The 12,246-nt window shown below is 43.5% G+C and carries 15 protein-coding genes; 10 read left to right on the forward strand and 5 right to left on the reverse strand.

Going from position 1 to position 12,246, the window contains the following annotated elements:
• Positions 1-149 precede the first annotated feature (149 nt).
• A complete protein-coding gene (locus tag F551_RS0102370; RefSeq protein ID WP_018995876.1) occupies positions 150-578 on the reverse strand; it encodes a carboxymuconolactone decarboxylase family protein in 429 nt (142 codons plus the stop codon).
• 236 nt (positions 579-814) lie between these two features.
• Between F551_RS0102370 and F551_RS0102375 the strand changes: the two genes are divergently transcribed.
• From F551_RS0102375 to F551_RS0102385, 3 genes are all read left to right on the forward strand, one after another.
• Positions 815-1,219 carry a BlaI/MecI/CopY family transcriptional regulator gene (locus tag F551_RS0102375; protein WP_018995877.1) on the forward strand — a complete coding sequence of 135 codons (405 nt, stop codon included), beginning with the start codon at positions 815-817 and terminating at the stop codon, positions 1,217-1,219.
• Positions 1,209-3,197 (forward strand): ankyrin repeat domain-containing protein, encoded by a 1,989-nt coding sequence (locus F551_RS17020; protein WP_018995878.1) that lies wholly within the window; start codon positions 1,209-1,211, stop codon positions 3,195-3,197. Before F551_RS0102375 ends, F551_RS17020 begins: the two co-directional genes overlap by 11 nt.
• A 153-nt stretch (positions 3,198-3,350) precedes the next feature.
• Complete coding sequence (locus F551_RS0102385; protein ID WP_018995879.1) at positions 3,351-4,181, forward strand: mechanosensitive ion channel family protein; 831 nt, start codon at positions 3,351-3,353, stop codon at positions 4,179-4,181.
• Positions 4,182-4,230: 49 nt separating this feature from the next.
• Here the strand turns inward: F551_RS0102385 and F551_RS17350 are convergent, their stop codons facing one another.
• On the reverse strand, positions 4,231-4,374 hold the full coding sequence (locus tag F551_RS17350; RefSeq protein ID WP_155825733.1) for a hypothetical protein: 144 nt from the start codon (positions 4,372-4,374) through the stop codon (positions 4,231-4,233).
• Positions 4,375-4,512: 138 nt separating this feature from the next.
• Between F551_RS17350 and F551_RS0102395 the strand changes: the two genes are divergently transcribed.
• Positions 4,513-4,938 (forward strand): secondary thiamine-phosphate synthase enzyme YjbQ, encoded by a 426-nt coding sequence (locus tag F551_RS0102395; protein ID WP_018995881.1) that lies wholly within the window; start codon positions 4,513-4,515, stop codon positions 4,936-4,938.
• On the opposite strand, the gene F551_RS0102400 is transcribed toward F551_RS0102395, so the two are convergent.
• On the reverse strand, positions 4,935-5,621 hold the full coding sequence (locus tag F551_RS0102400) for a helix-turn-helix transcriptional regulator (RefSeq protein WP_018995882.1): 687 nt from the start codon (positions 5,619-5,621) through the stop codon (positions 4,935-4,937). The genes F551_RS0102395 and F551_RS0102400 overlap by 4 nt on opposite strands.
• 89 nt (positions 5,622-5,710) lie before the next feature.
• Between F551_RS0102400 and F551_RS0102405 the strand changes: the two genes are divergently transcribed.
• The 5 genes from F551_RS0102405 (at position 5,711) to F551_RS0102425 (ending at position 9,252) form a co-directional block, all read left to right on the forward strand.
• The gene (locus F551_RS0102405; protein WP_018995883.1) at positions 5,711-6,148 is read left to right on the forward strand and encodes a VOC family protein; all 438 of its coding nucleotides are present in this window, start codon (positions 5,711-5,713) and stop codon (positions 6,146-6,148) included.
• Between the two features lie 12 nt (positions 6,149-6,160).
• Positions 6,161-6,574: a VOC family protein gene (locus F551_RS0102410; RefSeq protein ID WP_018995884.1), complete on the forward strand. Its 414-nt coding sequence runs from the start codon at positions 6,161-6,163 to the stop codon at positions 6,572-6,574.
• Positions 6,552-6,863, forward strand: a complete 312-nt coding sequence (locus F551_RS0102415; protein ID WP_155825735.1) for a hypothetical protein — start codon at positions 6,552-6,554, stop codon at positions 6,861-6,863. Before F551_RS0102410 ends, F551_RS0102415 begins: the two co-directional genes overlap by 23 nt.
• Before the next feature lie 93 nt (positions 6,864-6,956).
• On the forward strand, positions 6,957-8,660 hold the full coding sequence (locus F551_RS16100) for a M28 family metallopeptidase (protein WP_018995886.1): 1,704 nt from the start codon (positions 6,957-6,959) through the stop codon (positions 8,658-8,660).
• A gap of 265 nt (positions 8,661-8,925) precedes the next feature.
• Entirely contained in the window at positions 8,926-9,252 is a 327-nt protein-coding gene (locus F551_RS0102425; RefSeq protein ID WP_018995887.1) for an energy transducer TonB, read from the forward strand.
• A gap of 71 nt (positions 9,253-9,323) precedes the next feature.
• On the opposite strand, the gene F551_RS0102430 is transcribed toward F551_RS0102425, so the two are convergent.
• Positions 9,324-10,010 carry a DJ-1/PfpI family protein gene (locus F551_RS0102430; RefSeq protein ID WP_026296610.1) on the reverse strand — a complete coding sequence of 229 codons (687 nt, stop codon included), beginning with the start codon at positions 10,008-10,010 and terminating at the stop codon, positions 9,324-9,326.
• 90 nt (positions 10,011-10,100) lie between these two features.
• Between F551_RS0102430 and F551_RS0102435 the strand changes: the two genes are divergently transcribed.
• Positions 10,101-11,072, forward strand: a complete 972-nt coding sequence (locus F551_RS0102435; RefSeq protein ID WP_018995889.1) for a GlxA family transcriptional regulator — start codon at positions 10,101-10,103, stop codon at positions 11,070-11,072.
• On the opposite strand, the gene F551_RS0102440 is transcribed toward F551_RS0102435, so the two are convergent.
• Positions 11,069-12,142 carry a methyltransferase domain-containing protein gene (locus F551_RS0102440; protein ID WP_018995890.1) on the reverse strand — a complete coding sequence of 358 codons (1,074 nt, stop codon included), beginning with the start codon at positions 12,140-12,142 and terminating at the stop codon, positions 11,069-11,071. The two genes, F551_RS0102435 and F551_RS0102440, sit on opposite strands and share 4 nt — an antisense overlap.
• Positions 12,143-12,246 lie beyond the last annotated feature (104 nt).

Below are 12,246 nucleotides of genomic sequence, written 5' to 3' on the forward strand. Positions count from 1 at the left end.
GAAATAGGAAGAGCCCAGCAGAGATGCTGGGCTTTTTTTGTTGATGTGTGATTTGGCTGAAACTGGTTTTGGTTATCCGTCTAACATCCCAGAAGGTACCGATAAGTCTCGCCTTTTTGCTGCCAGACATCAGCTTTCAAGTCTGTCTTTTAATGGTTTGCGATCTGTATTCTGTTCCATAAATTTATCATTGCGATTGTGATGGTTTGAGCTGCAATCTCTTTTTCCGAATAGTGTTTACGGAGCTCAGACACTAAGGGGGCTCTGTCCTGACTATATGATAAATTGGTTAGAGCTTCTGTCCACGCCAAAACAGCTTTTTCCGCCGGAGTGAAGTCATCCACACTGTGCCAAGCGGCTAGGTGGTCTAGGCGCGCATTTGTTTCTCCATCTTTGCGAGCTTCGCTTGTGTGCATTTTTACGCAATAGCCGCATCCGTTTATTTGCGAAGCGCGAAGCCAGATGAGGTGTTGGAATTTCGTGTCTATGCCTGTTTCGTTGATGATGGGGTGCGTGTTTGCCAGGTGCTGAAGTAGATCGGGTAATTGGATATCAAAACGGATTGGATCGTGCGACATGATTTAAAACCTTTTCATTTTGTCTGTTCATCTACAAGACGAATGAGGTTTGCGTTTTGTGACAATTTACCGAGAAAAATATTGTTTTCTGTGGATTCTAAAATTTATGCGTGAAATATAAAAATGTTTAAATTCAATAATTTGATGTGTATATCGCCTCTTCAAACTAATTACATAGTTGACAAATTTTCTTGATTGATCGTTATATGCAAATATATCAACTAAGGAATTCGTAGATGGCTAGACCTCAATCTCCACAGCTAACTGAAGCTGAACAAAGGATAATAGAAGTTCTTTGGCAGCAAGGTGAAGCTAGCGTGAAGTCTATAACTTCAGCTTTGGAACAAGAACACTCATTGGCTTACACCACTGTGCTGACAACGGTCGGTATAATGGCAGACAAAGGCTATGTCTCTTTTAGAAAAGAAGGGCGCGCCCACATTTACAAGGCAGAGCTCACCAAGGAACGTGCTCAGAAGAAGGCATTGGGTTCAATTTTATCATCGCTTTTTGGTGGGTCAGCAAAAACACTGGCGCAGCACTTGGTGGAAGATGAAAAACTCTCTCTCGAAGACATAGAAGCTTTGAGAAGCGAATTGCTAACTGCATCAGAAAAAATGGAGAAGAAAAATGACGAATAGTGTTTTTCTGCAAGCGGGGCTGATAGTTCTTCTTGCGAGTATTCCTTTGTCGCTTCTTGTCTTGGCGATGAATAAATACCTGCCCAAGCGCTATGTTCAAGAACGTCACGACGTCTGTTTGTCGGTCTATCTTATTGTGCCGTTTATTTTCGTTTTAGCATTGATGCCATCTCAGACAGCACAGCATGTTGAGTCGGCTGTTGTGGAAAGAGATAGTGGAGAAGTGGGAGCGATAAAGGAGTTCGTTCCACAATCAAGTGTTTCAAGCGGAGTGGAGCCAGTATCTGGAATGAATTCATCTTTTGAATTATCCAGTGTTTTTAAATGGTTGGGATATGTTTGGCTAGTCGGAGGTGTTTTGGCCTCATTGAAGCTGGCAAGAGATTTTTGGGACCTTCAAAATTTGGTGTCACGTTCAAATGTTGCGCGATATACACAAGATCTGAGCTTATCTCGTGATTTAGAAATCAGAACCTCATCTGAAATTTCAACACCTATGTTGGTTGGGTATTGGAAAGAGAAAATCCTTGTGCCTGAAGATTTTGTCTTTGATAAATTTGCACGTCCCGTGCTTGAGCATGAGATTGCCCATTCCAATAGAAAAGATAATTTGATGGCGCTTGTGCAGCGTTTAATTACAATCGTTTTCTGGTGGAATTTGGCTTTGGTGCCCTTGAAAAACATTATTGCAGATGCCCGTGAAAAACTCTGTGATAATCAAGCGGCAGTGATTACTGGTGAGCCGCTAAACTTGGCCAAAGCACTTTTGGACACTGCAAGGTCTTATGTTCAATCTTCTCCAGCGCTCGTAGCAGCGGCAAATGGAAATGGGATTGCAGATCGTGTACGGTTGCTTGCCGAACCTAGTGCTAAGAAAAGTCGTCCTGCGTTCTTAAGTTTGCCGTTCATTTTGCCAGTTGTTTTTGTGGCCGCATTCTCCATGACCCCGCGCATGGGCGTAGCAATTGCCGAAGAAGAACACCCAATTATTATTGATGATGATGGGATATGGATTAATGGTGAGGACTTGGAGTTTCTAGAAGGCCTTGAGAATTTGGAAGGTCTTCAGGAGCTGAAAAGTCTAGAAAAATTAGAAAGTCTGGAAGGATTGAATGCCCTTAAAAAGCTGAAGGACCTCGAGGGACTTGAAAAGCTAAAGAAACTTCAAGAATTAGAAAAATTGGGAGTTCTTGAAGAGCTAAGAGAATTGTCTAGCCTTCGTGAGTTTATTGAAGCGGATGACTTTGATCATGTCAGTAGTGCAGATCACACACTGTTTCGTGCTGCCAAAAGAGGGAATTTAAAAGACGTCCATCGTGCTTTGCAAAATGACGCCAATGCGAATGCTATCTTTGTTGGGGATGGCACACCTCTCATTGCAGCCGTGCGAGCCAAAAAAGTTGACGTAGTAGAAGCGTTGCTAGAAGCGGGCGCTGACCCAAATTTGATGGTTGCTGGTGATGGTTCGCCATTAATTTCGGCAGCTAGTTCAAGACGTGTTCCATTGGTTCGGGTTTTGCTGGAAAATGGAGCAGATCCAAATCTGATTGTGCCTGGAGATGGTTCGCCTTTGATTTCAGCTGCACGACGTGGTGATGATGAGATTGTATCCATGCTTTTGAGAGCTGGTGGTGAGGCTCACCTAGCTGCACCCCGCGATGGAAACCCGCTTATAGCGGCGGCAATGAGTGGTAGCGTGAAGACTGCGAAGATGTTGGTTGAAGCGGGTGCTGATCCAAATGGGTTTGTGCTCTACGACGAGACGCCGCTGGTTGGAGCAGCGCAGCAGGGGGATCGTGCCATGGTTGAGTACTTGTTGTCTGTTGGTGCTGATATTTCCTTGACGGTGCCAACAGGAGCCAAGCCGCCTAAAGAGCAATATAGATCCGCGCTAAGTGAAGCTAGAAGAAGAGGTCACAAGGGGCTTGCATTGTGGCTGAAGGAACAAGGAGCGGAACATAACGAGCCTGCGGAATAGAAATAAGCTCGATTTTGAATGCTAGAAGAGGGAGGCACAATGCTTCCCTCTTTTTTATGAACCTCAGATAAACGTGGTGTTGTGTTAAAGTTCACGCGACCTCCTTAGTTTTAGAAGGAGTCAAAATTAATTTTCATAGGCTGGGGCTTATATATGCAAGAGTATTTAGAAAAACTGGATATCAATCAGTATCTGCCGGGTGTAATCGGTAGCGCGACGAACATTCTTTTAGCGATTGTGATCCTAATTATTGGTATGTGGATTGCCGGTGCTGTTAGTAAGTTTGTACGCGGACTGGGTGAAAAGCATGAAAAATTAGACAACACTCTTTTCAAATTCCTTGGAAGTGTTGTTCGCTATGTGATTATGGCGTTTGTCATCATCGCTGTGCTGAACAGATTTGGAGTTGAAACAACATCTATTGTTGCTTTGCTTGGTGCTGCTGGTCTTGCTGTTGGTCTTGCACTTCAAGGTGCAATGTCAAACCTCGCGGCAGGGGTTATGCTTATGATCTTCCGTCCGTATAAAGTTGGTGACTTTATCGATGCGGCAGGGCGTTTTGGAAACGTTACGGAGATTGATCTCTTCACAACTATTCTTCAAACGTTTGACAATCAGCAGATCATTATTCCAAACAGTCAGGTTTGGGGCGAGCAGATCATCAACCATTCTCACCATGAAATTCGTGGAGTAGATATGGTGGTGTCAGTGGCTTACGGTGAGAATACTGATGCAGCACGTAAAGTGATTGATGGTGTGCTTGCTGCAAACGCAAATGTGTTGTCTGACCCGGCTCCATTTGTGGAAGTGGAAACGCTCAATGAAAGCTCGGTAGATTTCCGGGTGAGACCATTCTGTAAAGGCGAAAACTATTTTGATGTTCTTTACTCAGTGCCGGAGCAAATGAAGAAAGCACTTGATAGTGCAGGGATCGAAATACCATTCCCGCATCGTAAAGTTATTATGGTGAATGAATCTAAATAGAGATTCTGGAAAACAATTATATTAAAGGCCGCACGATGTGTGGCCTTTTTTATTTGCCATTTTGGTGTGCGGTGTTGAGGCTTTTAGATGTAACGGATGTATCTGAGGGAGTGTTTACGTGCACCAATGCAGCAGTTCCTAGCGCTATCCAAAAGCACAGGGCGAACGCAAATCCACTAATTCGCGTAACCATGTTTTCCTCCATTAAAACGACCATTCTTGCGGGTCTATTTTATTCTTTGCAATTAAAGGATGATTTGGTTAATGAAATTGTACAAGACCTTTAAAGGTTAATTTTTGGTCACGTATATTTTACAAAACGATAAATAGCATGAGTAATCAGCGAATATTTTCTGTAGAAACGCGCGGTCAAGGTCTATACGAATTCACCGATGGAGTGAGACGGTTTGTTTCTAAAAACAGTATAGAATCAGGACTCTTAACGTTGTTCGTGCGTCATACGTCTTGTTCTATCCTCATTCAAGAAAACGCTGATCCCAGCGTACAGTATGATCTTGATAAATTTCTCTCCAAATTGATCCCCGATGGCCGGCATCCATCAATGAATTGGCTGACTCATACACAAGAAGGTCCTGATGATATGCCCGCTCACATAAAATCAGCACTTTTACCGACTTCTATTTCTATTCCAATCATGGAAGGTGAGTTGGTTTTGGGCACGTGGCAGGGGTTGTATTTATTTGAGCATAGGCGTGCGGCCATGACTCGGCAGATCGCTGCTCATATTTCAGGTTAAATTAGCGGTGTGACGCGGTACGCACATCTACGCGCACCAGATAGAATATGATCTTGGCGTTCAACCGTTGCGATGGTTTTAAATAGATCCTGGAACACATTTAGTTCATTACTGCAAAGACGTTGGCAAGAAGTGGCAGCCGAGCAAATGGGGCAGTGGTTTTCGATGAAAAGGAAACCATCATTATCCTGATCCAATGAAGCCATATATCCTTCATCTGTTCTAAGTTGAACGAGCGTTTCAAGTCTTGTTTTTATGTTGTCTAGGCTAACTGCGTTCAATGCCGAACTATAACGTAACTTTTGGTTGTCGGCGTGTTTATCGACGACTTTTTGCAACCCTTCCTCTCCAAATAGAGATGTCATGGAGGCGATCATTTCGATCGCTAAACCCTGATGAGCATCTGGAAAAATACGGTTTGAGGCTGAAGTTAAAGACCAGATTTTCTTGGGGCGTCCTCGTTTTGCTGGTTCAGTCGTGAAATCTATTAGGCCTTCCTCATGAAGATCGTAGAGGTGCAATCTGACCGCCATTGGCGTTAGCTTTCTTCGCTTTGCCAATTCGTTTGCATTTTGAGGACCGTCTCGTTTGAGGGAGTCGATTATAGCATTGCGGGTAGCGCGAGCTTTCTTAGCTGCGCTGTCTTTGTCAGAATTCGAAGGGGAGGCGTCAGAAGTCATCATTGATATTTATAAAAGGAATTTCTTTATAAAGTAAAGGTTTTGCATTAAATAAAGAAAATACTTTCAAAAATAACATTGGGAATAGAGACATGATAAGACTAGAGCACGTAAATTTGGTCGTAGAAGATATAGAACCAACACTGAAATTTCTTATAGCGGCATTCCCTGACTGGAAGGTTCGTGGCCGAGGAGAAAGCAGTTGGTCTGGCAAGCCACGTAAGTGGGTGCATTTCGGATCTGACGATTATTACATTACTTTGAATGACAATGCAGAAGGGGAAGCCCGTGATTTAGCAGGACATTCTCCGGGGCTAGCGCATATTGGATTTGAAATTCGAAACGCTGACGATCTTTTGAAACGTGTTTCAGCAGCAGGCTTTGAGCCGCATTTGGTTTCAAGTGATAGTGACTACAGAAAAAGCGTTTATTATCATCTGCCATGTGGCGTGGAATTCGAATTTATTGCGTATGAGAGTGATCTGAATGAGCAGCGCAATGAATACAACGGACAAGCTGAAGCAGTGTGAGGGAGCAAAGACATGCAGTTAAATCAAGTGACGCTTCCTTTGGTGGATTATGATGAAAGCGTGAGTTTTTATAAACAGCTTGGCCTTCGTTTGATAGTTGATGCTCCACCTCGTTATGCACGCTTTGAATGCGTGCCTGAGGACGGACAAGGAGAACCATCAACATTTTCGATTTCTTCAGATGGTGGGAAGGCAGTAACCAGTAATACACCGGCCTGCTATTTTGAAACTTCGAAAGTGGATGAAATCATCAATACTATGCGCAATGCTGGATATGAAGTGCTTTCCGAGCCTGAAGACAAATCTTATGGTTGGAGAGAAGCAGTGATCGTTGACCCGGCAGGAAATAGAGTTCGTATTTTCTGGGGAGGGCGAAATAGACGTTTTCCAGATTGGCGAATTGATGATGAAAAACCTTCCGATTGAAATACATGAAAGATGGAAAGCAGCTCTTCAACGAGCTGCTTTAGAAGGCGCTCGCAGTGTTGAGTTTTCAAAATTTACAGATGCTGCGTCCAATTCTGTTTCATATTCTTTGGTGTCATATGATCATAAATTAAATCGAATGCCGGATGCCCGAGATTATGATTTGCTAAAAGCTGTGATGGTGCCTCTTGAAAAGCTTTCTGAAGACCGGTCGGAGAATGCCTTTACCGTGACCTTGAATTTGGATAGCGGGAGATTGGAATTAGAATCCAATAATCAGCAGTTTTAACTTTCCGATTTTCGATAAATACTCTCGACTTTGGACCAATAATCTCTAAACCTTCCATTTTAGAGATAAAAAGTGCATCCATGAGGGGAATTTATGAGAACCAAATCCATCATAGGGCTTGCAGCTGCAACGCTCATAAGTGCTTGTGTTAGTGCGGGTACAGATAATACAATATCTGAACCGAGTGAAACTCAATCGGTTGCCCAAAGTGAGCATAAAAAATCAGCTGTAGAAACTGAATTAACATCTCGTGCGCAACGCATTAAAAAGGATGTTACCTACCTCTCAAGTGATTTGTTAGAAGGTAGAGAAGCAGGATCAGCTGGACATGCGGTTGCTGTAAATTACGTTATCGAGCAGTTTAAAGAAATTGGAATTTCTCCGATGGGAGATAATGGAGGGTATGTCCAGACAGTTCCGTTGATATCAGTGATGCGTGAGGATGAGGGGAATGTACTAAGTATTTCTTCTAGGAGTGGGGAAGCAATTTCCCTTACTGATGGTGAAGATTACATAGTTTCTGCTTCTTCGGCTGGCGAGCAGACATCCGTTGAGGCACCCGTTGTATTTGCCGGATATGGAATTGTTGCGCCTGAGCATGGCTTGGAGCCTTATAAAAATCTGGATGTTGACGGGAAAATAGTTGCTATTCTTGCTGGTTCACCCGCTGGGATTCAAACGGAAGAACGCGCATACTATGGAGCTCAAGTCGCTCGTGAAATGTCTGAACGAGGTGCTGTGGGTGTTATCACCATAGAAACACCAGTTCGTGCCAAACGGGTTTCATTCAAGCAATCTATTCAGCGGGCGACAACAAGTCCTTCTATGAAATGGATAAAAGCAGATGGTGATGCGTATACGACCTCACCCAATTTAAAAGCTTCAGCTTATGTTTCTATGGTAGGAGCTGAAAAGCTATTTGAAGGGGCTGAATTGTCCTGGCCTGAAATACTAGCAATTATCGAAGATGAAACAGCAAATGTATCTTCATTTGAGATGCCAATATCAGCCAAAATTGAGCAAAACTCTAAACATGAACAGATAACCTCCGACAATGTTATTGGGTATATTGAGGGATCTGATCCAGCACTGAAAGAAGAAGTTATCGCACTTTCGGCTCATATTGATCACATCGGGATCACTCGAAAATCTATGGCAAAAGATGTCATTAATAACGGTGCTCTCGATAATGCGGCAGGAGTCTCAACGTTGTTGGAGGTTGCCCGCATTATAAAATCGGGTGAGAGACCTCGCCGTTCGATTCTATTTACTGTGGTAACCGCCGAGGAAAAAGGATTGTTGGGAGCTCAGTATTTCGCTCAGAACCCAACAATTGAGCGCAAACGCATCGTAGGGAATGTAAATCTCGATATGCCAGTTTTGACATATGACTTTACTGATGTTGTCGCGTTTGGAGGTGAGCGTTCGACTATGAAAGCGGCGATTGAAGACGCGATAGCCGACTTTGGTGTGTCTTTAGGGGAAGACCCGTTTCCAGCCCAAGGACTATTCACACGCTCAGATCACTACCGGTTCGTTGAAATTGGAGTTCCTTCTGTTTTTCTTGCGACCGGATTTGAAAATGGTGGAGAAGAAGCGTGGAGCAATCACTTTGCCAACAATTACCACAAGCCTTCTGATGAGGTAGATAATGGTGTTTTGTTCAATGTTGCAGATAAGTTTGCTTCCATAAATGCCAAAATAGCAATCACACTGGCGAATCAGGATGACAGACCTCTCTGGATAAAAGACGATTTTTTCGCACTTAGATTCGGTGGCGAGATGCAATCACAGTAGAATATTACAGTATTCTCATTAAAGGCAGCAATTTCGAGATACTGGGATTGCTGCTTTTTTATGCGTAAAAGCATGAAATATAGTCGTATTTATGCATTTGTGACGAATTGATGAAATCAACACATTTGCAATTGTGCACTCATATCAAACCATGATATACATTTATGCATGTTAGCGGGCATCTGGTATGCATGAATGGTGATCTTAAAAGCCATATACCAATTAATAGATCCGCAGCATTTGTTTGAACTTAAAGGGTCTAATTATGAAAAAAACTAACTTGTTTGCTGCGTTCGCTGTTCTTGCTTCTTCAACTATGGCTGTTCTTCCTGCTTCTGCGGAGCAAGGGCTTAAAGCTATTCAGCAAGACGCTCCTGTTTATCCTGCCAAAGCTGAGAAAAGAGAAATTGAAGGTTCTGTAGAACTCGCTTTCGTTGTTTTAAAAGATGGAACAGTAGATGCAGTTGAAGTTGTAAACTCAACTCGTCCGGAAATGTTTGATGCTGCTGCTGTAGAAGCTGTATCAGAGTGGAAATTCGAAAAAGGTGAAGCTGATGAGAACGTTGGCGTAGTCATCAACTTCGAATTCTAAAGAATATTCTACTTATCCGGAAACTCTTCTGAGTCTTTCGATGTAGATCAAGATTAAGAGATGAGCGGCTGTCAATTTAGTTTGGCGGCCGCTTCTTTTAAGATAGGGATATTTTCTTCCCATATTGGATTTAAACGCGCCTGAGAAATATTCAGCGTTGTTTTACTCGCCGTACTGGGAGAGCCGGAATTATAGGGTGGGGCCGGGTCGTATTCTAATCCGAGTTGAAGTGCCTTTGCATATTCCTCTCCGGCAAGTTCTGTCATAACAGTTAGAGCGAAATCTATTCCTGCTGTAACGCCTCCACCAGTAAACACGTTATCATCCCTGACCACGCGCTCATGCGTAGGAATAGCTCCAAAAAATTCGAGTGCATTGTGCCAGGCCCAGTGAGTTGTTGCTTTTTTCTCTTTTAAGAAGCCGGCTGCACCAAGAATTAGAGCTCCTGTGCAGACAGAAGTTACATATTGTGCGGTATTTCCCAGTCTTTTGACTTGCGCAATAAAGGCATCGTTATTTGCCATTTCCGTCGCTGCAAAACCGCCTGGTACACAGATCAAGTCACATGTGTCGATGGCATCCAGTTTCACTGTATTTGCAATTGTTAGGCAGTCAGTTTGAACATCGCCGCCATTGGGGCTAGCGATGATGGTTTCTGCATTGGGGGTACGAGACAGAAATTGAATTGGGCCCGTAAAATCTAGTTGGGTTGTGCCGTCATAAATTATGAAAACGATTTTGAATTTTTGAGTGGTCATGAATTGTCCTCCTGTTGATGAAACCAACTTAGCGCTGTATATGTTTGGCTTAAATGACAATATTCCAGCATATAAGGACATTATCTCGTCATGTCGTGCCGTGTTTCATTTCTAGTATTTTCAGACTTTCAAATTTTGGATGTTACAGGTCCGGTGGCGGTGTTTGAAACTGCCGGAAGAGTGTGCGCAAACGGTATTAAACAAACGGACCGGCAGTATGATTTGGAATTGGTTTCTCAGCATGGGGGGCTAATTAAAAGCTCATCAGGTATTCAACTGCAAACACGTCGATGGGATGAGGTGGAAGAGGATGTCTTAATTGTATCAGGTGGTCTTGGAACCCGGAGTGCAATTAAGGATAAAGCTTTATTGGAATGTATTCGAACTAAATTTAAAAAGCTCAATTCACTTTGCAGTGTGTGTAGCGGTTCTTTGATTTTGGCTGCATCAGGTGTGTTAGATGGAAAAACTGCGACAACACATTGGAGTGTAGCTCAATTATTTGAAAAGTACTTTCCCAAAGTCAATTTGTTGCCAGACAAAATATACATTCGGGAAGACTCCATTTGGACATCGGCGGGAGTTACCGCAGGTATTGATCTAGCGCTAGCTTTGGTAAGTGAAGAATGGGGGGAGGAAATAGGCCGTGCCGTCGCGCAGGAATTGGTTGTGTATTACCATCGACCAGGTGGACAATCACAATTTTCACCCTTGCTGGATCTATCAATGAAAAGAGGTCGTTTCGAAGAGTTAGTGCGCTGGATTAGGGAAAACATTCACCTGGCCTTGAATGTCGAAATTTTGGCGGAACAAGAAGGAATGAGCCCCCGAAATTTTTCAAGATTGTTTAAAAAAGAAATGGGAACAACACCGGCTAAAGCTGTTGAAAGAATACGTATAGATATTGCGCGCGCCAACATAGAAGAGGGGCGTATGCATTTTGATCAGATTGCAAATTTGGTTGGTTATAGTGATGCAGACCACATGCGCAGATCATTTGTACGCGAAATTGGTATAGCGCCTCAAGCGCTACGCCAATTTGCAAAGCTCAATGCTAATTAACAGCAACCTCCCACTGGGGCAGATGCGCTAGAAGTTGGTATTTTTTCAGAAGCGGTGGGCCCGAAGACATCCACCGCGGCGCAGCCTGGGAATGGGCCGAAATGAGTTTCACCTTTGCCAATAACATCAAAAAATTTGGCGAAACGCGTATCCGTCAGCATTTTCAGGGTGTTGCGGCACACTGGGAAGACACGGCCAGCTTCAATTTGGTGTTCGACATCCAGATCGAAGATGCGTTCCATGCCTTGTGCTCCACCTTTGTAGATAACAGCTTGGCCATAATCCTCGCAGGATGTATCTAATCCTTCAAGTTTGATGAGGCGAGCAGTAACTGACGCGAATTTAATAGGGTTTAGCATTTCTTGGATTTGCGGGTGCAGGATTGCTAGAGGGCGGTGTTCAGCAATACGTGGATCGATAAAACCAGCTTGTTTGGCCATGCTTTGAAAGTCGTTCCAGTACAAAGCCCCTGACAGGCATTCGCCGTACAGGATGGGATCATTGATTAGTTCCTGTGGGACGCGTCGATCAGCATATACATCTGAAAAATAGAGTTCTCCACCAGGCTTTAGTAGTTTATGAGCCGCTTTAAAAACAGCTGGTTTGTCTGTGCAAAGGTTTATGACGCAATTTGAGATAATTAGGTCAAAACTTTCTGGCTCAAGATCCAATTCTTCTAACTTCTCGAGATATCCTTCAAGGAAGCGCGTGTTTGGTTTGTCGTATCCAAATTGTTCTGCATGCCATTGCTCGTGACTACGAGCGATCTCTAATTGTTCAGCTGTCATATCGACACCTGTGACTGAACCGTTGGGGCCAACCAATTTAGCCAACGCAAATACATCACGTCCTGCACCAGAACCAAGGTCTAATACTTTGAGCCCATCTAATTCTGAGGGGATCACAATTCCACAGCCATAATACCGAGCTGATACGTCATCATGAACTGCGCCGAGTGCCTTGCGGATATGTAGTGGCGGTGCTGCTTCAGTGCAGCATGCATCTGTTTTTAAATCAGATGAGCCTTGTAAAGTTTGTCCGTAATAGTCTTTTACCTGATCTTGTTTCATAGGTATCTCGCAAGTGTGGGCATTAGCGTTTAGCTTTAGAATGGTTTTTACTTTTACACAGTGAAACGTCAATAAAACACTTTATGAGATGACGCGCTTGTTAT

It is taken from the genome of Hirschia maritima DSM 19733, from assembly GCF_000378345.1.
GTDB classification, from domain to species: domain Bacteria; phylum Pseudomonadota; class Alphaproteobacteria; order Caulobacterales; family Hyphomonadaceae; genus Hirschia; species Hirschia maritima.

What these genes read in the sequence shown, in the direction of transcription:
- F551_RS0102405 (WP_018995883.1), top strand. Translation starts at nt 5,711, where the DNA reads ATGATAAGACTAGAGCACGTAAATTTGGTCGTAGAAGATATAGAACCA.
- F551_RS0102385 (WP_018995879.1), top strand. Translation starts at nt 3,351, where the DNA reads ATGCAAGAGTATTTAGAAAAACTGGATATCAATCAGTATCTGCCGGGT.
- F551_RS0102430 (WP_026296610.1), bottom strand. Translation starts at nt 10,010, where the DNA reads ATGACCACTCAAAAATTCAAAATCGTTTTCATAATTTATGACGGCACA.
- F551_RS17350 (WP_155825733.1), bottom strand. Translation starts at nt 4,374, where the DNA reads ATGGTTACGCGAATTAGTGGATTTGCGTTCGCCCTGTGCTTTTGGATA.
- F551_RS16100 (WP_018995886.1), top strand. Translation starts at nt 6,957, where the DNA reads ATGAGAACCAAATCCATCATAGGGCTTGCAGCTGCAACGCTCATAAGT.
- F551_RS0102435 (WP_018995889.1), top strand. Translation starts at nt 10,101, where the DNA reads ATGTCGTGCCGTGTTTCATTTCTAGTATTTTCAGACTTTCAAATTTTG.
- F551_RS0102440 (WP_018995890.1), bottom strand. Translation starts at nt 12,142, where the DNA reads ATGAAACAAGATCAGGTAAAAGACTATTACGGACAAACTTTACAAGGC.
- F551_RS0102415 (WP_155825735.1), top strand. Translation starts at nt 6,552, where the DNA reads ATGATGAAAAACCTTCCGATTGAAATACATGAAAGATGGAAAGCAGCT.
- F551_RS0102375 (WP_018995877.1), top strand. Translation starts at nt 815, where the DNA reads ATGGCTAGACCTCAATCTCCACAGCTAACTGAAGCTGAACAAAGGATA.
- F551_RS0102400 (WP_018995882.1), bottom strand. Translation starts at nt 5,621, where the DNA reads ATGATGACTTCTGACGCCTCCCCTTCGAATTCTGACAAAGACAGCGCA.
- F551_RS0102395 (WP_018995881.1), top strand. Translation starts at nt 4,513, where the DNA reads ATGAGTAATCAGCGAATATTTTCTGTAGAAACGCGCGGTCAAGGTCTA.
- F551_RS0102370 (WP_018995876.1), bottom strand. Translation starts at nt 578, where the DNA reads ATGTCGCACGATCCAATCCGTTTTGATATCCAATTACCCGATCTACTT.
- F551_RS0102410 (WP_018995884.1), top strand. Translation starts at nt 6,161, where the DNA reads ATGCAGTTAAATCAAGTGACGCTTCCTTTGGTGGATTATGATGAAAGC.
- F551_RS0102425 (WP_018995887.1), top strand. Translation starts at nt 8,926, where the DNA reads ATGAAAAAAACTAACTTGTTTGCTGCGTTCGCTGTTCTTGCTTCTTCA.
- F551_RS17020 (WP_018995878.1), top strand. Translation starts at nt 1,209, where the DNA reads ATGACGAATAGTGTTTTTCTGCAAGCGGGGCTGATAGTTCTTCTTGCG.